19 protein-coding genes, 1 pseudogene and 1 riboswitch are annotated in these 18,382 nt (G+C 51.3%); of the genes and pseudogenes, 7 read left to right on the plus strand and 13 right to left on the minus strand.

Annotated features, from left to right (window positions below; all coding sequences use genetic code 11):
- Positions 1-96 precede the first annotated feature (96 nt).
- The 6 genes from BLO51_RS17810 to BLO51_RS30870 all read right to left on the minus strand — a co-directional run bounded on the left by BLO51_RS17810 (position 97) and on the right by BLO51_RS30870 (position 3,978).
- Positions 97-708 (minus strand): alpha/beta hydrolase, encoded by a 612-nt coding sequence (locus BLO51_RS17810; RefSeq protein ID WP_090674042.1) that lies wholly within the window; start codon positions 706-708, stop codon positions 97-99.
- Positions 705-1,655: a ring-cleaving dioxygenase gene (locus BLO51_RS17815; protein ID WP_090674044.1), complete on the minus strand. Its 951-nt coding sequence runs from the start codon at positions 1,653-1,655 to the stop codon at positions 705-707. Before BLO51_RS17815 ends, BLO51_RS17810 begins: the two co-directional genes overlap by 4 nt.
- 45 nt (positions 1,656-1,700) lie before the next feature.
- On the minus strand, positions 1,701-2,099 hold the full coding sequence (locus BLO51_RS17820) for a DoxX family protein (RefSeq protein ID WP_090674083.1): 399 nt from the start codon (positions 2,097-2,099) through the stop codon (positions 1,701-1,703).
- A gap of 330 nt (positions 2,100-2,429) precedes the next feature.
- A complete protein-coding gene (gene rpiA / locus BLO51_RS17825; protein WP_090674046.1) occupies positions 2,430-3,104 on the minus strand; it encodes a ribose-5-phosphate isomerase RpiA in 675 nt (224 codons plus the stop codon).
- Positions 3,105-3,200: 96 nt separating this feature from the next.
- The gene (locus BLO51_RS17830; protein ID WP_090674048.1) at positions 3,201-3,800 is read right to left on the minus strand and encodes a nitroreductase family protein; all 600 of its coding nucleotides are present in this window, start codon (positions 3,798-3,800) and stop codon (positions 3,201-3,203) included.
- 46 nt (positions 3,801-3,846) lie between these two features.
- Positions 3,847-3,978: a hypothetical protein gene (locus BLO51_RS30870; RefSeq protein ID WP_281180384.1), complete on the minus strand. Its 132-nt coding sequence runs from the start codon at positions 3,976-3,978 to the stop codon at positions 3,847-3,849.
- Between the two features lie 447 nt (positions 3,979-4,425).
- On the opposite strand from BLO51_RS30870, the gene BLO51_RS17835 reads away from it, so the two are divergent.
- Together BLO51_RS17835 and BLO51_RS17840 are read left to right on the plus strand one after the other, a co-directional pair.
- Positions 4,426-6,234: a M3 family metallopeptidase gene (locus BLO51_RS17835; RefSeq protein WP_167670248.1), complete on the plus strand. Its 1,809-nt coding sequence runs from the start codon at positions 4,426-4,428 to the stop codon at positions 6,232-6,234.
- Positions 6,235-6,726: 492 nt separating this feature from the next.
- Positions 6,727-7,710, plus strand: coding sequence for an endonuclease/exonuclease/phosphatase family protein (locus tag BLO51_RS17840; RefSeq protein ID WP_245719722.1), 984 nt, complete (start codon positions 6,727-6,729; stop codon positions 7,708-7,710).
- A 66-nt stretch (positions 7,711-7,776) separates the two neighbouring features.
- On the opposite strand, the gene BLO51_RS17845 is transcribed toward BLO51_RS17840, so the two are convergent.
- Positions 7,777-8,412 (minus strand): hypothetical protein, encoded by a 636-nt coding sequence (locus tag BLO51_RS17845; protein ID WP_090674053.1) that lies wholly within the window; start codon positions 8,410-8,412, stop codon positions 7,777-7,779.
- An 89-nt stretch (positions 8,413-8,501) separates the two neighbouring features.
- Entirely contained in the window at positions 8,502-9,173 is a 672-nt protein-coding gene (locus tag BLO51_RS17850) for a hypothetical protein (RefSeq protein ID WP_090674055.1), read from the minus strand.
- A 289-nt stretch (positions 9,174-9,462) separates the two neighbouring features.
- On the opposite strand from BLO51_RS17850, the pseudogene BLO51_RS28685 reads away from it, so the two are divergent.
- Both BLO51_RS28685 and BLO51_RS17855 read left to right on the plus strand, forming a co-directional pair.
- A pseudogene (locus tag BLO51_RS28685) lies at positions 9,463-9,603 on the plus strand (IS1595 family transposase); the annotation flags it as partial.
- A 36-nt stretch (positions 9,604-9,639) separates the two neighbouring features.
- Positions 9,640-10,155 (plus strand): SMI1/KNR4 family protein, encoded by a 516-nt coding sequence (locus BLO51_RS17855; protein WP_090674057.1) that lies wholly within the window; start codon positions 9,640-9,642, stop codon positions 10,153-10,155.
- A 501-nt stretch (positions 10,156-10,656) separates the two neighbouring features.
- On the opposite strand, the gene BLO51_RS30430 is transcribed toward BLO51_RS17855, so the two are convergent.
- Positions 10,657-11,283 carry a hypothetical protein gene (locus tag BLO51_RS30430; RefSeq protein ID WP_245719723.1) on the minus strand — a complete coding sequence of 209 codons (627 nt, stop codon included), beginning with the start codon at positions 11,281-11,283 and terminating at the stop codon, positions 10,657-10,659.
- A 21-nt stretch (positions 11,284-11,304) separates the two neighbouring features.
- Here BLO51_RS30430 and BLO51_RS17865 point away from each other — a divergent pair, with 21 nt between their 5' ends.
- Both BLO51_RS17865 and BLO51_RS17870 read left to right on the plus strand, forming a co-directional pair.
- Positions 11,305-11,886, plus strand: coding sequence for a DUF3238 domain-containing protein (locus BLO51_RS17865; RefSeq protein WP_090674059.1), 582 nt, complete (start codon positions 11,305-11,307; stop codon positions 11,884-11,886).
- Positions 11,887-11,939: 53 nt separating this feature from the next.
- The gene (locus BLO51_RS17870) at positions 11,940-12,698 is read left to right on the plus strand and encodes an NAD-dependent epimerase/dehydratase family protein (protein ID WP_090674060.1); all 759 of its coding nucleotides are present in this window, start codon (positions 11,940-11,942) and stop codon (positions 12,696-12,698) included.
- 391 nt (positions 12,699-13,089) lie between these two features.
- On the opposite strand, the gene BLO51_RS17880 is transcribed toward BLO51_RS17870, so the two are convergent.
- From BLO51_RS17880 to BLO51_RS17890, 3 genes are all read right to left on the minus strand, one after another.
- Positions 13,090-13,410, minus strand: a complete 321-nt coding sequence (locus tag BLO51_RS17880) for a helix-turn-helix domain-containing protein (RefSeq protein WP_167670250.1) — start codon at positions 13,408-13,410, stop codon at positions 13,090-13,092.
- A 14-nt stretch (positions 13,411-13,424) separates the two neighbouring features.
- Positions 13,425-13,919, minus strand: a complete 495-nt coding sequence (locus tag BLO51_RS17885) for a hypothetical protein (RefSeq protein ID WP_143006917.1) — start codon at positions 13,917-13,919, stop codon at positions 13,425-13,427.
- 378 nt (positions 13,920-14,297) lie between these two features.
- Complete coding sequence (locus BLO51_RS17890; protein WP_090674065.1) at positions 14,298-15,638, minus strand: aminotransferase-like domain-containing protein; 1,341 nt, start codon at positions 15,636-15,638, stop codon at positions 14,298-14,300.
- A 166-nt stretch (positions 15,639-15,804) separates the two neighbouring features.
- Here BLO51_RS17890 and BLO51_RS17895 point away from each other — a divergent pair, with 166 nt between their 5' ends.
- Positions 15,805-16,752: a DMT family transporter gene (locus BLO51_RS17895; RefSeq protein WP_090674066.1), complete on the plus strand. Its 948-nt coding sequence runs from the start codon at positions 15,805-15,807 to the stop codon at positions 16,750-16,752.
- A gap of 61 nt (positions 16,753-16,813) precedes the next feature.
- On the opposite strand, the gene BLO51_RS17900 is transcribed toward BLO51_RS17895, so the two are convergent.
- Positions 16,814-17,989, minus strand: coding sequence for a KamA family radical SAM protein (locus tag BLO51_RS17900; protein ID WP_090674068.1), 1,176 nt, complete (start codon positions 17,987-17,989; stop codon positions 16,814-16,816).
- Positions 17,990-18,209: 220 nt separating this feature from the next.
- Positions 18,210-18,348: riboswitch (cyclic di-AMP (ydaO/yuaA leader) on the minus strand.
- Between the last annotated feature and the right edge of the window lie 34 nt (positions 18,349-18,382).

Here is an 18,382-nt window from a genome sequence, read left to right on the forward strand (position 1 = left end):
AAGGTTCCCCCCTGCTTCCAGACGGCCCAAGGCCTCGCTGCTTTATGCAAACATGTACTTCCTGCGCCTTCGTTTCGTTCGTTTCGCCAATTCCGATTACAGCCCGAACTGCTTTCGGAACCAAGCCGCGGCCGCATCGGCTTCCGTCGGCGTAAGCTGGTGGCCGAACCGCTCCCAGTGGACCGTCACCGAAGCTCCCGCCCCGCTAAGCAGCCCCTCCAGCTCTTCGGTTTCACTCGCCGAGCAGATCGGATCGTTCGTCCCCGCTCCGATGAAGACCGGGATACCGGACAAATCCGGAAACGCGATGCCTCTTCGCGGAACCATAGGATGGTGCAGGATCGCGCCTTGCAGGGCGTCCCGGTAGTGAAACAGCAGACTGCCTGCGATGTTGGCTCCATTGGAATAGCCTACTGCGACGAGGCGGCTGCGGTCAAACCCGTATTGCCCGGCGGCCTGATCTAGAAACTCGCTGACTTCCCGGGTGCGGAAGATGAGGTCCTCTTCGTCGAACACGCCTTCGGCGAGCCGACGGAAAAAGCGCGGCATGCCGTTTTCCAGCACATTGCCCCGAAGGCTGAGTACGGAGGAATCCGGCGCTATACGCTTCGCCAGCGGCAGCAGATCCCGCTCGGTTCCTCCCGTACCATGGAAGAGCACCAAAGTCGGCGCTTCTTCGCGGCGGCCCTTTTCGAAGATATGCTTCATGCGCGTTTCCCCTCCAATGCTCTCACTTCAATCGGCAGCAGGTTCGCTTCGATCGCAGCGCGATGGGGCTCATACCACGCGGGCAGCATTAATTTCTCGCCCAGCGTTTCGGCGGGTTCGTCACGGGTGAAGCCCGGTGGATCGGTCGCGATCTCGAACAGGATGCCCCCAGCCTCGCGGAAATAGAGCGCGTTGAAATATTGGCGGTCGATGATGGACGTCGGGCGGTAGCCGTAGCTCTGCACTTCACTCTGCCACTGGGCATGCTGCTCGTAATCCGCCGCGCGCCAGGCGATATGATGAACGGTCCCCGCCCCGTCGCTGCCCCGGCTCACAGCCTCGAGCGGAACATCGATTATGTTGCCCAGCTCTCCGGCGGACCGGAAGCGGGCGTACTCAGCGTCTTCCGCAACCTTTTCCAAGCCGAGCAGATGCACCAGCGCGTCCGTCGTTTTATTCGGATCGGTGCTGAATAGAACGGCGCCACCGAAGCCCTTGATCGCTTTGTCGGCCGGAATCCCGCCGAACGACCATCCGCTGCTCGGTCCTTCCTCTCGTTCGACCAGCTCCAGCCGCAGCCCTTCATTGTCCTGAAATTGCAAGGACGTCTCCGAGAAGCGGTTTGCTTTGGTTACGGCAATCCCGAAGCTTGCGAGACGGTCCTCCCAATACCCGAGAGCGCCCGTAGGGACGGCATACGTCGTTATGCCGACTTGACCGCCGCCGACCCGGCCTTTGCGCGAGTTCGGCCACGGGAAGAACGTTATGATCGTTCCCGGGCTTCCCGCTTCGTTGCCGAAGTACAAATGGTATACCTCGGGAGCGTCGAAGTTGATCGTTCTCTTCACCAGACGCAGCCCCAGAATGCCTGCGTAAAAATCGACATTGCCCTGCGGATCGCTTGCAAAAGCCGTAATATGATGAATGCCGAATGTTTGTAATGTCATAGGAAATCCTCCTCTATATTTAATCATTTCATGGTCCGTGCCAAATTATTTAAGCAACGCATCCAGCGAGTAAGCGCCAGCGCCCGTCAAAGCCACGCCGATCACGACAACCATCAGCACGAGTTGGTATTCGTACCCGTTGGCGGTAGACCACAGGCCGTTTGGACCGTGCACCTTCACGATCGCGCCGAGCATGGTCGCGGCAATAAGCGCCGCAGCCAGCGGGGTAAGCAGACCGGCTGCAAAAAGGACGCCTCCGAGCAATTCCATCAACCCGGCCAGTACCGCCATGACGACGCCCGGCTTGATACCGACCGACTCCATCCACCCGCCGGTCCCTTTCGGACCGTGGCCGCCGAACCAGCCGAACAGCTTCTGCGCCCCGTGCCCGATAAACAGCAGCCCAACCACCAACCGAACCAACAGCAATCCCAAGGCCAACATCATCATCGTCCTCCATTATTTTTAATTTGTTATTCTTAATTTTAAGATATTTTAGCGTAACTTCCTTATCCTACACATGGCCCCATAGCTTCACGGCATCTCGGCGCTACGTTCACGCCTTCACGCCTCTATGTGTTTATGCCTTCATTCCAAGCAAGCCGCCTTACTTCCCAACCAACCACACGGACTACACTTTCCTAAACGTTCCACTGTCGCTCGCTACCGTTTATGCATCCTGTACTCCTCCTTGCAGATGTCTTTGATTTAATTATCTTAAATTTAAGATATATGTTTTTGTGATCCTTGTCAATAGTCAATTTAGAAAAAAAATCAGGATCTGGACTTCGTCCTGACCGTTCCGTCGGGATGCCCTACCACGATCAGATCCGCCATGTTGACGAACAATCCGTTCTCCACGACTCCGGGCAGTTTGTTCAGCTCCACGCTCAATTCGCCGGGATTCGGAATCGACCCAAACCGGCAGTCAATCACGTAATTTCCGTTATCCGTCACATAGGGAGCCCCATCCTTCATCCGCAAAACCGGTTCACAGCCCATTTGCCCCAGCTGCCTGCTTGTCATTTCCCAACCGAACGGCACCACTTCAACGGGAAGCGGAAACCGGCCCAATACGGGCACGCATTTGGAATGATCGACGACAACAATGAACCGGGATGAAAATGACGCAACCATTTTCTCCCGCAGCAAAGCTCCTCCGCCACCCTTGATCAGTTCATCCTTTGGACTGACCTCGTCCGCACCGTCCACGGTCAGATCCAATGGCGCTTGCAGCCAGGCAAGCGAAAGAAGAGGAATGCCCGCCTCGCGCGCCAGCTTTTCGGTCTGGACAGACGTCGGCACAGTCTCGATCCGCAACCCTTCCTTAACCAGCTCGCCGATTCTGAGAATGGTCCAATATACCGTCGATCCGGTGCCAAGACCGATTCTCATCCCATCGCTTATGTATTCCGCCGCTTTCTCGCCGGCCGCTTTCTTCGCATCCATATGTATTGCCCCCGATCGTGCAGACTTCCCCATGGCAGCCGGTAGACCGACAGGACATAAACCTCCACACCGGTCGGCTGCTTGTTAGCATGCTCCTTAAGTATAAATTTTAACACGCTCTTCCAACGGTTTGAACTCCTTGTCGCCAGGAGGCGCTATAGGCTTGCCGAACGGCATCTGGGCGATAAGCTCCCACGTTTCCGGTAAGCTCCATTCTGCTCTTACCTTCTTGTCGATCAGCGGATTGTAATGCTGCAGCGATGCCCCCAAGCCTTCGTTCGCCAGCGCGGTCCAGATGACATACTGGAGCATGCCCGACGATTGCTGAGACCAGGTTGGGAACCGCTCCTGATAGGTGGGGAACTGAGCTTGCAGCGCTTCGACCACGGCCATATCTTCGAAGTACAAAATTGTGCCGTAGGCGGCGCGGAACCCGTCCATGCGCTTCTGGGTCGAGGCAAACTGGTCTTCCGGCACAATCGCCTTCAACACCTGCGTCGTAATCTCCCACAGCTTATCGTGATGCTTTCCGAACAAAATAACGGCCCGGGCGCTTTGCGAGTTGAAGGAGGAAGGCGTATGCTTCACCGCTTCATAGACGATTTCCCGGATTTTATCGTCCGGAACGGTCGATTCTTTGCTTAATGTGTAAATGGTCCGCCTTTTTTGGGCCAAGGTTAGAAATTCATTTGCCACTGTTCCACATCTCCTGTCTCAGAATGGGTATTTCGCTTTACACCTTTTACAAGCTTTCCGAAAAACTATCGCCATTATTCGTTGATTTTGTCCCGATAAGCTTCATTAACCTTTCTTCCCCATCCGTGACCCGCACTCTACCATCTACAGCTGCCCCGTTTCCGTCGGCTTTCTGCATGGCTTTCTACCTCCCGCTGGAATGTAGGGCCGCGCTATCGGCTCTGTACCTGCTGCACCGAGAGTATGTCCTACTCCGACGCAGCAGGCTGGTTTTCCCATACGGTACTTATGAATCTCGCGCCGAGCGTCTTCTTTCAAGGTTTGAAGCGTAGGGGATTCCTTCGTACTTCCTGGTCATGCTTCCATGAATAATAAAGACTTTTGGGAATATATTGGTAATATAGATATTGGATGCCCTCTACTGGTAGACATGGCCTATATCTAACTACCCTTACAGCCCGTTTACATACGGGCTTTGAACACATTTTCATGCTATCGTTTTAGAAGGCAAGGACTTGAATCTAAGTTTGATGACTATTCCAATATACTGTAAACTAATATATTATATCCCAAATGAGGTGATTTCCATATGAATGGTGAAAAATCTGTCCAAGGGGATAGCTCCATGTCTGAACGCCCGACGCGTAGTCAGGCGCCTGAAGAGCTCAAGTGGGATGTTACAGGAATCTATCCGAACAACGCCGCTTGGGAAGAGCACCTTGTCCGCTTAAACGCGGATTCGCTAGCTGAATACGAGGGCCGCTTGAGGGAAAGCGCGGAGACTCTGCTCGCCTGCCTGCAATTGAGGGATGTGCTCGAAGAACAGGCCGGTCGAGTCACCTTTTATGCCCACCTGCACCAGATGGGCGACGGATCGGACCCGGCCAATCTAGCGATGGTCGGTCGGGCGAGTGCGGCCCACGGGAAAATAACTGCCGCAGCCTCGTTCATTGAGCCGGAACTGCTGGGCTTGCCCGACGGGCAGTTGGAGCGGTACGCCCAGGAGCCTGTCTTGCGGGCCTATTCTCATCAGTTAAGAGCGCTAATCCGCCGACGCCCGCATGTCCTGAGTCGGGAGGGCGAGGCGGTATTGTCAGGCCTCAGCCAAATCCTTGAGACCCCCTTCCAGATCTATCAGCAGATCGTAAACGCGGATTTGCGGTGTGAGTCGGTCGCCGACAGCCACGGCACCTCCCACGCCGTCTCAATCGACCGCTGGCTGTTTCACATCGCCTACTCATCCGATCGAGAATTCCGGCGCCGCGGGTATGCCTCCCTGATGGCCGGGTTGCGAACTCACCAGTCCACCCTGGGCGCCAACTTGATCAATCACGTCCGCAAACAAGTCGATCTCGCCCGTCTCCGCCGCTTTGGCTCCGCCGCCGAGATGCTGTTGTTCCCGGACCACCTGGATGTCGCCTTCTACCGCCGGGCGGTGGATACCTTGCTGGAGGAGGCCAGGCCCGTGGCCCGCCAGCTGCTCCGCCTGCGCAAGCGGCTGTGGGGGGTTGATCGGCTCTATCCATATGATCTAACGGCGCCTCTGCTGGATCAACCGGAGCAAACCTCCTTCGCGGAAGCAGGGGACCTGCTGCGCAGCGCGCTGGAGCCACTAGGTCAGGAGTATGTGCGGGTGGTCGACACGGCCCTGCGGGAGCGGTGGGTCGACCGGGCGGATAACCGGGGCAGGTTTCCCCTTCCCATCAGCACCAGCCAATACGGGGTTCATCCGTTCATCATGACGACTTGGACCGACAAGCTAAGCGATGTGATGCTCCTGTCGCACGAACTGGGACACACGGTCCATAGCATCCTGATTAACCGGAACCAGTCCATCGGCGACAGCGGGTACGGCGGTCTGGTTGCAGAGACCGCTTCCACAGCCAACGAATGGCTCTGCTATCAGTACCTGTCCGCCGGCAGCGACCAGGGAAAGGCGCTTGCCGCGGCCCGGTGTTTGCTGGAAGTTAGTTTCGCGAATCACTTCTCGGCCATGCTCCTGATTGAAAGGCTGCAGCAACGGCTGTTCGATCTGGTGGAGGCAGGCAAGCCGGTTGCCGTTGAGACGGTGCTGGCGCTGCACCGCGAGATCTGGCAGGACTTCTATGGCGATGAGCTGGTACTGGAAGAGGAGAACCAGATGGAGTGGGCACTGTATCCGCATCTTTACTTTGATAATTGTCTCTATCCCTACTCCTATGCCGTGGCCATGAGCGCATCGTTTGCGATAACCACGCAAATTAGGGCGGAAGGAGCATCGGCAGCAGAACGGTGGCTCACGGCCCTGAAAGCGGGAGCAACACTGCCACCGCTGGCGTTCTGGCGGACCGCCGGTGTGGAGATGGATACGGATGAGCCTCTGCGCCAGGCGGTCCGGTTTTTCGGGGGGTTGGTGGAAAAGGTTAGCACGCTCCTTGCTCAGGACCAGAAGTAAGTCCCGCCTGTGACAAGCAACAGAAACCGTCCATTCCGCAGAAAGCTGCCCAAGCAACAACAAGCGGAAGAACGGTATTCCTTTTCATGAGAGGCCTCCTTCCTGAATTTGGTTCTGTGGTAGCGCCAATTCTATCAACAAGGAGGCCTCTTTTTCAAAATTTCAAATCCCTTTTTTTTGGTTAGTCACCTCCGGAATGAGAAGCATTTCCCCCAGTTGGCCTTCCTTTAAATTTGCTACAAACCTATGCAACCACCTCATCCTCTACTTGTCTTTTTAATTTCCAGTATCGTCTGGAAGGCTGAGTCCGATATCGGCTAGTCGTGAACCGCCCCTGTCCTGCTGCGGGCCGGGACTTCAAGGCTGGTTACTTGCGCGGCAAGAATGATCATGTAGGGAGGTAACTACGATCTGATGATCAAAAAATTGTTACCATGGTTGGCCTGGATCGCGCTCCCCCCCATTGCTGCACTTGCCCTTTTTCTCATCTATATGACAGCGGTTGATTATAAGCCCCCTGCTAAAGTGGAGCTTCCAACCAACAATAACAACACCTCTACGCTGAAGCAGGGTCAGCCGTTCACTGTCACGACATTCAATCTCGGCTACGCCGGCCTTGACAAAGGACAGGACTTCTTCATGGATGGCGGAACGATGTCCCGATCCGGCAGCAAGGAACAAACAGAAGCGAACCTGCGCGCCATTACCGATTTTCTAAGCGGCGCCCGCTCCGATCTGTATATGCTGCAGGAAGTAGACGTTAATTCTTCACGCAGCAATCATATGAACCAAGTCCAGATCATTAGCGACCGTCTGCCGGAATATAGCAGCACGTTTGCCTATAACTATAAGGTGGCTTGGGTTCCCGTGCCGCTGACTCATCCGATGGGTGCGGTCCAGAGCGGACTACTGACGGTATCCATGTCCAACAGCACTTCCCATACCCGCGTCGATCTGCCAGGCAAAGAGAGTTGGCCTGTTCAGCTATTTGAGCTGGATCGCGCATTTATCGAGAGCCGCTTGCCCGTCGATAACGGCAAAGAACTCGTCTTGATCAACCTGCATTTATCGGCCTTCGACAAGGGCGGCGCCATCCGCAAACAACAGCTTGACTTCCTGGCGGACCATATTCATCAAGAAATGAAGAAGAACAACTATCTCATTCTCGGCGGAGATTGGAACCACGCCTTGCCGGGAACCGATCACAGCCGATTTCCGTCGCAGCAGAAATGGCCGCAGTGGCTGCAGCCTTTTCCCGGTACCTTCGCTCCGGCTGGCTTCCAATGGGCGGTAGATCCGGGCACGCCTTCCGTCCGCACGCTGGATACCGCGTATCGGCCAGGGATTAATTTTCTCGCTGTCATCGACGGCTTTCTTGTCTCTCCGAATGTCAAAATCGTCGATGTCACCGGACACGATCTGAACTTCGAGAACAGTGACCATAACCCGGTGACCGGGAGATTTGTTTTGAAATAAGCGAAGCAGAAGAAAAGCCAACGCCTCTGATGTTTAGAGATGCTGGCTTTTTTCGCGGTTCCCTATTTATATCGTATCTTCCACTTCGATTTTGCCTATGTACAAAAAAGAATGAGACTCTTTGACTTCAACGCTCATATCCAATTCATCTAGCGCAATAAGGCAGCTTAGTTTCTGGATGTTCTTTTCCTTCAATGTTAATTGGACCTTCTCCCACAAATCGCCAAATCCATCTAAGCTCTTAATATCAGCGATCGGGCACGGAGTCTCGCCAAAGTATTCTATAATAGCATGATCCCAGTCGCAAAACGCATGTTTTAGTTTGAAATACTTCTGAAACAGACAGTTTCCTCTTGTGTTAAGCTCAAGCGCCTGAGAAAAGCTCTCATAGCTTACGTATTCGGATACCCAGACATCCACAACATGCTTTTGTCCGGTCGTCATTTTAAAATTAACGTCCACACCGCATTTCTCCAGATAAGCTTTGATCACGGGTTTTGTTGCTTTTTCATAAAAAACCTCTTCCTCCGTATCTAACAAATATAACAGCAAATTTCCATGACCTGTATGTGTCCCGATTTTCGTTTCTTTTTCCAATTCATCTTGCAGATTCTCGTTATGATACAAAATATTCAAGAACTCATCTTTAGATAAATTTCCGTTCAAAAAGTTTACTAAAATAGACTTTGATTCCGTCATCATGCACCTCTATCCTGAAATAACTGTATTTCATCATCTGATGGTGCCGCGTAGTGGCATGGGTGTCTATTTAATCTAAACATGTTCCGCCGTTAGACCCTTCCAATATAAACGTTTGAACCAGAGAATACCAGGTTATACCCCAATCGGTACAGCTCAAAATATGGAGCCAGCGGATCACCCGCAAGATCAAAGCGATGCCACTGCAAATAATAGGAAATCCAATAATCACAGGCAATAGAGTAATAGGCCTCACTCAGAATTTGGACAGGCTCGTCCAGATTTTTATGCTCGGACACAATTTCGAATAAGGTTTCATGAAGGATCGGGTCATATTTTTCCCGGTACTGTCCAATCTCCCCTCGCGGAAGGATTACAATCTGATGGACCCCAGCCAAGTATGATGCAACCTCCACTGTCCCTTCAACATCGGCATGCTCTTCCATGAGCTGCTTCATACCCGTAATCAACTGCTCTCCATACCCTCTCAGCACGTCTTCGGATACCGAACCGGATTTGCCATTAAAATACCCGGGTACGCTGTCTCCCTTAAAATCTTCAGGGTCCAGCATATCATAAATCGGAGCAAGCCGCTTCAGATATGCCTCCCCATTCGCAAGAGGTGCAAAGATAGCTTCCACCCCTTCGCCGCTCGGCATGAAAATCTGAAAGTAGCTGTAAAACTCATCCTCCCCGATCTCCCCGTCTGTTGCTTCCTCATCAATTAAACCAAGCAAATATCGTCCATACTCCTGCTGATCCATAAATCTCCCATCCCCTCTTTCTTCGATTACTTCCCTGCCATGGCCAGTATTTTCTTGAGACTCAACAAAAGAATTGTGAACGTGGCCGAAGGGATGTATGGAATAATGTAACATAATGTTCTTGGTTTATTATAATCCACGACCCCTGTTCAATGCCATCAGCATCAACAAACAGGATTTGGTGAAACTCCAACTCTGGTAAGTTGAGACATTCGTTGATATCTGGTTCTACAGAGAGCTGGAAGTTGAATTACAAAAAAGGAAAGTAATAATAGCCATCGAATACTATAATGAGGCGATTGGTTCACATCTTAATGATTCAAACGTGCTTTGTACGGATTCGTGGCGGGCATTCAGTTCCTATGCGAAAACGAAAGGCTTAGACCATTACCGTTTCAAGTCGGATGGGAAACAACGGGTAAAAGGTGTGTAACTAACTCTGTAAAAGCATTGATTAGGTGTGAATATGGATTGGAAAAGATACACTAAAGAAGAAAGAGGTGCGAAAATGGAGAAGCATAGAATCAATGAAGTGCCCTCTCTAAATCTTGGGGTTTGTGAAGAGATGATAAACGCGGCTGCGGAACAATTGGGTGTGGCTTTTCCCGAACAATTAAAAGAGATATGGAAAATTTCAAATGGACTTGAATTACCAGGTAGCTGGCTTTTTTACCCCATTTTTGATAATTCAAATCCTCGGAAAACTTCAAACCATATCGTTTACGAAAATACTAAAGCACGTTGGGATTACATAAACGACAATCTAATTTCAATCGCCGCTGGTGATACAGGTAACCATCTGGTACTTCAAAAAACGAGTTCTGGGTTATTAAGCGCAGACGTGTACATCTGGAACCATGAAACAAATAAGATAAAAAAATGGAGCAAATCGTTAGATTTTATTAAAGAGAAAGCTCATAAGAGAATTGATAATATAAAATCCCAGATTCAAAGAGCGGCTAAAAGGAAAGCTGGGTCTTAGCCGCCATCAAGTTCACTTCAACAATCTGGAACGATAGTTCAACTGACCGCCCAAGAGGGCGGTTTTCCATTACTCAAAAAGATTTAGCATAGCCTTTCTTGAACACTCCCACCACCTGCGCTAAGGCGCTATCCTGAAATAACTGTATTTCATCATCTGATGGTGCCGCGTAGTGGCATGGGTGTCTATTTAATCAAAACATGTTTTCCGGTATGCATTCCGACATCGTCTCGCTTGTTCGATGGAGCTTACAATTTCCGCCGTTAGAACCTTTCAATATATAGGTTTGAACCAGAGAATACCAGATTATACCCCAATCGGTACAGCTCAAAACATGGGGCCAGCGGATCACCCGCAAGATCAAAGCGATGCCACTGCAAATAATAGGAAATCCAATAATGGCAGGCAATAGAGTAATAGGCCTCACTCAGAATTTCGACAGGTTCGTCCAGATTTTTATGCTCGGACACAATTTCGTCCAAGGTTTCATACAAGATCTCGTCATATTTTTCCTGCTCGCGGAAGGATTACAATCTGATGGATCTCAGCTAGGTATGACGCCGCCTCCGCTGCCCCGTCAACATCGGCATGCTCTTCCATGAGCTGCTTCATTCCCGTAATCAGCTGCTCTCCGTAACCTCTCAGCACGTCCTCGGATACCGAACCGGATTTGGCAATAAAATATCCGGGTACGCTGTCTCCCTTAAAATCTTCAGGGTCCAGCATATCATAAATCGGAGCAAGCCGCTTCAGATATACCTCCCTATTCGCAAGAGGTGCAAAAATAGCTTCCACCCCTTCGCCGCTTGGCCTGAAAATCTGAAAGTATCCGTAAAACGCATCCCTCCCGATCTCCCCGTCTGGCGCTTCCTCATCAATTAAACCAATCAAATATCGTCCATACTCCTGCTGATCCATAAATCTCCCATCTCCTCTTTCTTCGATTACTTTCCTGGCATGGCCAGTATTTTCTTGATATTCAACAAAAGAATTGTGAACGTGGCCGAAGGGATGTATGGAATAATGTTGATATCTGGTTCTACAGAGAGCTGGAAGTAAAATCATAAAAAAGGAAAGTATTAATAACCATCGAATACTATAAATAGCTTTAAATTTACTTCGAGTCATTAGAGGTGAGGAGTTTCTATTATGGCAGAATTAATCAAAATTAGAGGCAGTGTGTTTATCGGCGGGTTGCTCTATCTGCCCCCAATTCAAGACCCGTCTACAGGCATGATCTATGAATATCAGGCGGATGCAAGGGAATTCACTCCGCACGCGGTAAACACCGGGCGTTGCCGTGTGGAGCAGGAAGTCGTCATCGACTTCGTTAAGCAAAGAATTACATCTTTCGCCAATACGGGTGTCACCGTGCTCAAATTGACAGCTCCAGATGGCTCCGTCGAGTACAAACAAGGAAAATCGTCTACGGACGGTATTCGCGTTGAAGACGAAGTGTGGGACGGGGATACGGTATCGTTAACTATGCGAGCGAGTGCAAGCAACCCGCTTCGTCCTGATGCGCCGACGGTTGACTACTCTCTGCAGATTACCGCATATAAGGATGGCACCGTGCAGGTGAAGGGCCGCCATGATGGGTTTCCTTGCTTCGAGTTCTATAAACAAGTGGATTTTGGGGATTTTCAACTCCTGTACGCCCATGATTTTCGGAAGACGGGCGATACGCCAGCCACAATGGCTGGGGATATGGAATATCATTTTGAGGCATGAGAATCGGAGAAATTTCGTCTTCAAACATATCTATATAATAAGGAGAATGAAAGATGAATTCGAACAATAAGGTACTGATCACCGGCGCTGCCGGCAATATCGGCAAAGCATTTAGGCAATACGCGAAAGAGGCGGGAGCGGAATACTGTTTCCGTTTGGCCGACCGCTCTTCTGACGCTCTAAGCGCCATGGCTCAAGCCGGAGATGAAATCGTGACCTTGGACGTGACGGACCTGGACGCTTGCCAGCAAGCTTGCGCGAATGTCTCCACAGTCATTCACTTAGCGGCGGACCCGTCGCCTGAAGCGGATTTTTACTCTTCTTTGCTGGAAAACAACATTAAAGGAACGTACAACATATTTCGCGCTGCCAAGGATCAGGGCTGCAAAAGGGTCATCTTTGCCAGCAGTGCCCAGGCTGTCGAAGCGTATCCGCTAGATGTCCAGATCCATTCGCACATGCCGGTTCGCCCGAAAAATTTGTATGGCGTAAGCAAATGTTTCGGGGAAGCGCTCGCTTCTTATTTCGCCGATGTCGAGGGTCTCTCCAGCATCGTAGTCCGCATAGCCAACTTTTTGAGTGATCCGGAGGCACTTCATGGGGCAAGCGCGCGAGATTTGAGCGCATATATAAGCCCTCGCGATTTGGGGGATCTGCTGTTGCGGTGCATCGAGACGCCTTCCATCAAGTTTGCCGTCTTTCCCGGAATCTCCAACAATCGCTATAAGCGGATGGATCTCTCGGACGTTCGCGAACAGTTGAAATATCATCCAATCGACGATTCTTTCGCTATTATAGAGGGAAAAAATTAATTTAGGAGACTGTTCACATCATTGAGGCATTACTTACAGTGAAGCGAAGGTCATCCACATGCCGTATGTCATAATCAAGGGTGCCGACCTCGCATTGACGGTTGGCCCCGTACTTAATTTATTGTTTACAATACATCACAAAAAGCCTTCCTATTCCAGGACTACCTCGTGCGCGCCGACTTCGCGTGTTATATATCGCCACTCACATATAATTCCGTCGTAGTCACGACCCAAACGATCAGAATGGAAGACGGTAAGAAGGTCCTGACCACTTACTGTAGCAAGTTCGAGATCGTCTAAGTACTACCATTAGTCGACTTCATAAAAAGTTCGTATTGAACCATCTCTGTAAAATTAGAGAGAACCCCATTCATGGTTCTCTCTGCTTATATCATTTTACAAAAACTTGTTCACATCCTGCTGCATCCTCTCGGAAATTAGGATTTATGCCAGCCAGACCAAGTGCCCGGAATACTTTGTTGATCGTCTCCATTTTTATGCCTTCATGAGCTGCTTCTATCTGAGAAATACGAGCTTGGGTAGTTCTAGCAGCATTAGCAAGTTCTTTTTGACTCCAACCCAATTGAAGACGTCGAGACATAACAAGATCGCCTATAATAACTGAAAAAGAATTCAAGTATTCTCGTACTTCGGGTATCTCCTCAGCATCTTTCAAAAAATCGGCATAATCCTGTCCTAATTTCTTAGTCACAGTAAAACACCCTTTCATAAATTAATGTATTTCCCCGGGTTGATCTTGAAATCTGAAAACATGGCTTCTGTTTCATGAACAACAATATCAAAGGCAATGGAAGATTTTGATTGTTTAAGAATCGAGCGGGTAAAAACTAAAATTTGTTGTCCTTCATGTTTATGGACAAAAAATATAGCACGAAATGCTCCGTACCCTTGTCTGTTCACTCTAAGTTCAAGCAAAGGATGATGATGTACTAACTCTTTTACCGGTTTAGCAAGAGTAAAAGCGACTCCGTTATCATCGGTATCTGATAACAACTTATCAAGCGAATCTGGAATACCATGACGACTGACAAAACTCATTGCACGTGTAATACGTGGCAGAATCCATAGCGCATCTAGATCGCCTGCTTGTGCTTGAGCCCTGAGCATGTTTAAGTGGTTTAATACAGGTTGTTGTCCATGTTCATCCAATGCAAATTCGATCACTGCCATAATTATACCATGCGCGATATAAATCATCAAACAAATCCGCGCAACTCCTTGTTCAATTTACTGGAACAAGAAGCAAAATACTCCTTGTCCCTCGAGATATAATAAACTTGAATTTGAGTTTAGTCGAGCTCGAAGTTATCCATATCGATTGTTTTGTCTTCTTTAGGATTACATAGGTCTGAACGTATTCCTGTGCCTCATGTAGTGGGGAGTCGGCTGACAAGCATTCGACAGGCACTGAAATATAGTGTTGCCCCTTCTCGTATCTCTCCGCGTGAAGCCAGCCTAGCCTGTTGCAAGATGGATCTCAAAAAGTCTGGACGAACGCCCTGCGCGTCGCTGGCCGGCGTCTTCTCCTCGCTCCTGACAGGAGATTTCCCTCCCGGCAGATTACGCCGATCGAATCCTCTACCACCCGCTCCCCCGCCGCACTTCTTCGACGATGGCCCGAACCCCTTCATCGATCCGCTCCCGCTGCGCCCGCGAAATGCTGATGCGGATAAACTTTTCCCGCTCCGCATATTCCGCCAAATAAAACGGTTTGCCGGGAACGACGCTAACCTTCCTCGCCGCAATCCGCTTCACCAGACGCTCGATATTGACCGTCCGGGGCAGCTTAAACTGGACATAGACGCCCGAACGGACATCTGCCGCCTCGATCAGCCCTGCTTCGTTGTGCCGCCGCATGGCCTCGTTCAACGCGCGCATCCGCTCCTCGTACAAGCCATATATTTTGTGCTTGTGCCGCTCGTACATGCCGTTTTTGATGTAAATTTCGAGCGCCGCCTGGGAGAGCAGCGAGGTGTCAGGGTAATTTTTGTACCTATGGTACGTCTTCAACAGCCGCTCCGGCAGCACGACAGCTCCGAGCCTCAGGCCGGGAAAAATGATTTTGGAGAAGCTCTTCAAATAAACGACGTGCGAGCTCCGGTCATAAGCGTGAATCGGTTCGAACCGCTCGGCGCCGAGGTCCGCCATATAATCGTCCTCCACGACGTACACGTCGTATTTGCCGGCCAGCCGGGCGATCGCCTTCCTCTCCTCCACGTTGTACGAGGTGCCGAGCGGATTGTGGTATCTCGAGATCGTGTAAAAAAATTTAATCCCACCGCTGCGGAACCGCTCCTCCAGCTCCTGCAGATCGATCCCCTTCGCCGTCCGCGCGATGCCGCGAACCGGAACGCCCTCCGCCTCCAAAAAGCGCAAATAAAGATCGTAGCTCGGCTGCTCGACCAGAACGGTCGTCTTTCCGTTCGGAAACGGCATCTTCGCTAAAATCTCCAGCGCCTGCTGCACGCCCGAGCTGACGAGAATCCGCTCCGCCTTGGCAAATACCTGATCGCCGGCCAAATGGGAAACGAGCGTCTGGCGCAGCGTTTCCAGCCCGTGCGAATCGCCGTAAGTAAACAGATGGTATTTGTACGTATCGATGGCCTTGTTCAGGCAATGCTGGAAATCCAAATACGGAAACACGTCCAAATCCGGCGACGCCGAAGCAAAATCGATCGTTTCGCTGACCGTCTCGCTGCGCCAGTCTCCCAACTTCTCGACCACATAATAGCCGCTCTGCGGGACCGAATAGATCGCGTGGCGCTTTTCCAGCTCGGCATAGGCCCGGACAATCGTGCTGACGCTGCAGCCATACTCCTCCGTGGCGCTGCGGACGGACGGCAGCTTCCGGCCGGGACCGAAGTGCCCCTCCCGGATTTTATGCTCCATATCGGATAAAATCGAGACATACTTTTTCATCATGCGCCTCCTTGTTACCCTCATTATACACGAACCCATCCAACTGTATCGATACAGTTTGGGCAAAATGACATTGTCCGGTTCACTCATTGGCCTTACCTTAGATAGTAACGGAAGAGACGTTCACGAACGCGCTCCCGACTGTCCAGGAGAGAAGGTTGTCCCCATGAATCAAAAAGGATTAAAACTTGCTTATGTATTCTCCGTGCTGAATGCGGTGATCATCGGATTCTCGTTTCTGTTTACCAAAATCGCGCTCGAACACGCCCACCCGCTCGACACGCTGACGTTTCGTTTCGCCGCGTCGTTTGCGGTCATGTCGATCCCAGTCGCGCTGGGCTGGGTCAAGCTGACCTACCGCGGCAAGCCGCTCCAGAAGGCGCTGCTGCTGGCAACGATGTACCCGCTCGGCTTCTTCACGCTGCAAGCGTTCGGGCTGAAGCACGCCACCTCGGCCGAGGGCGGCATTCTGTACGCGTTCACCCCGGTCGTGACGATGGTGCTCGCCTCGGTATTTTTGAAGGAAGCGACGACCGTTCTGCAGAAGCTGTCGATTTTCCTGTCGGTCTTCGGCGTCATCTTCATCTTTATCATGAAAGGAAGCCGCATCGACCTGTCGAACATGACCGGGATCTTCCTGCTGTTCCTGACGTGCGTCGCCTTTGCCGGATATAGCGTGCTGGCCCGTTCACTCTCGAAGGAGTTCAGCCCTGCAGAAATCACTTATTTTATGCTCGGCGTCGGCTTCGTCGTTTTTCTGGCCGTTTCGCTTGCCAGCCACACGTCCGCCGGAACGCTTGACCAATTCGTCGCGCCGCTGGCTAGCGGGACCTTTCTCGTCTCGGTCTTTTATTTGGGCGTGGTGTCCTCGCTTGCCACTGCCCTGATGGCCAACTACATTTTGTCCAAAATCGAAGCTTCGAAAATGAGCGTGTTCAGCAATCTGGCGACCATCGTCTCAATCGCGTCCGGGGCTCTGTTTCTCGGGGAAGAGGTGACGGTATACCATCTGATCGGATCGGTCATGATTATTGCCGGGGTTATCGGAACGAACCTCTTGGGGCGGAAAAAGACGACACCGCAAGGGATTCATACGAAGCGTGCGGAAGCGTGAAGCGATATGCCAAAAACAGCCAGCCCCCTGATCTTCCAGGGGATTGGCTGTTTTCGCTAGTTTAACTTGAGACCGCCCGGCGTGCCGCAGGAATTTCAGGCAACTCGTTCACGGAAACGATGGCGTCCGTCTTCTTCTCCGGCTTATGCCAGAACCGCTCGTTCCCCGGCAAATCGTCGAACCAGGCAGCCTCCTCCGGACAATCCAACATCATAAATTTACTGTACTCCCCGTCCCGCGATTGATGGTACTTCAAATAAGCCTTGTCATTCTCGATCGCCAAAATCTCGATTTTTCCGGACGTATGGCTCATCGACAGACGTACCCTTTTTCCCAGACCGGAGGTTAAAGCTTTCGCTTGCTCGACAATAGCGTACACCCGCTTCAGGGGCAGGACAAACTCGCTGTTGCCGGCTACCGGGCGGTTGACGAAGAAATAATAAGGCGTAACGCCGGCCCAGGAAAGCTTGTCCAGAAGCTCGCCCAATACCGCGGGATCGTCGTTAATCCCCTTCAGCACCGGCGTCTGGTTCACAACGATGGCCCCGGCCTGATGCAGTGCCTCGAACCCTCTTTTTGCCTCCTCCGTAATTTCGCGGGGATGATTGATGTGCGCCATGACGTAGATGCGCTTATCCGCGGAGGAGAAGGTGCGAATGAGCTCCAGCAGCGCTTCGTCTTCGTAGATGCGCATCGGATTGAACACGGGCAGCTTGGAGCCGAGCCGGATGATCTTCACGTGCTCGATGGCCCGCAGCTTGCTTAAGATGTTGCCCAGGCGCGCCGTCGACAGGATCAGACTGTCCCCGCCGGTCAGGAGCACGTTGTTAATTTCGGGATGCCGGGCGATGTAAGCGATTCCTTCTTCGACATCGGACATCGCTTCTTTCACATCGTTGCGGAATAATCGTTTGCGGAAGCAATACCTGCAGTAAGCGCCGCATACTTCCGATACGAGCAGCAAAGCCGTTGTCCGGTATTTATGCTGACAGCCGGGAACGACATAATTCGTATCCTCGTCGGAAGCGTCCCACCGGCCGTATTCCAGCAGCTCGCCCTCGTTCGGGATGACAAGTTTTTTAATCGGATCGTCCGGATCGTCCCAATTAATGAGGCTCAAGTAATAATCATTCACGCGAAACACGAACTTCTCCGTAATGGGCTTAAGCTTCTCCCGCTCCTGAAGCGGGATTTGGGGAATCTTATTCATATCGGTGATATATTTCGGCTGTGCCATGGCTTTTACCCTCCTTGTCATGGATGTAATTACACCAGCAGTACCGCAGGACACCTCCTTATTCTCTTTTTCCGCAGATGGGCGAATAAAGCAAAAAGACCCGTACGGCAGCGCATCCCTGGGCATCATCGTGCCGCAGTCAGGCTGACTGTCGCGGGTCTATCCCTATCGAAAGACCCGCACAACGGGTCATTCATGCAATAAAGTTGCACGAAAAGCATGGACCCATCTACTGCTGACGAGGTTAGCTGACGGACTCGGGAAAGATGGTTCCCTACGCACACAAGGCGATTCGCCCCACAAAAATGGTTCCCCTGCTTTCCAACTCGGAGAAGTTGGAAATTAAGCGTATTTTCATCATACACAACGGAAGTTTCGTTCGTCAACCGTTAT

It is taken from the genome of Paenibacillus tianmuensis, assembly GCF_900100345.1.
GTDB lineage: Bacteria > Bacillota > Bacilli > Paenibacillales > NBRC-103111 > Paenibacillus_G > Paenibacillus_G tianmuensis.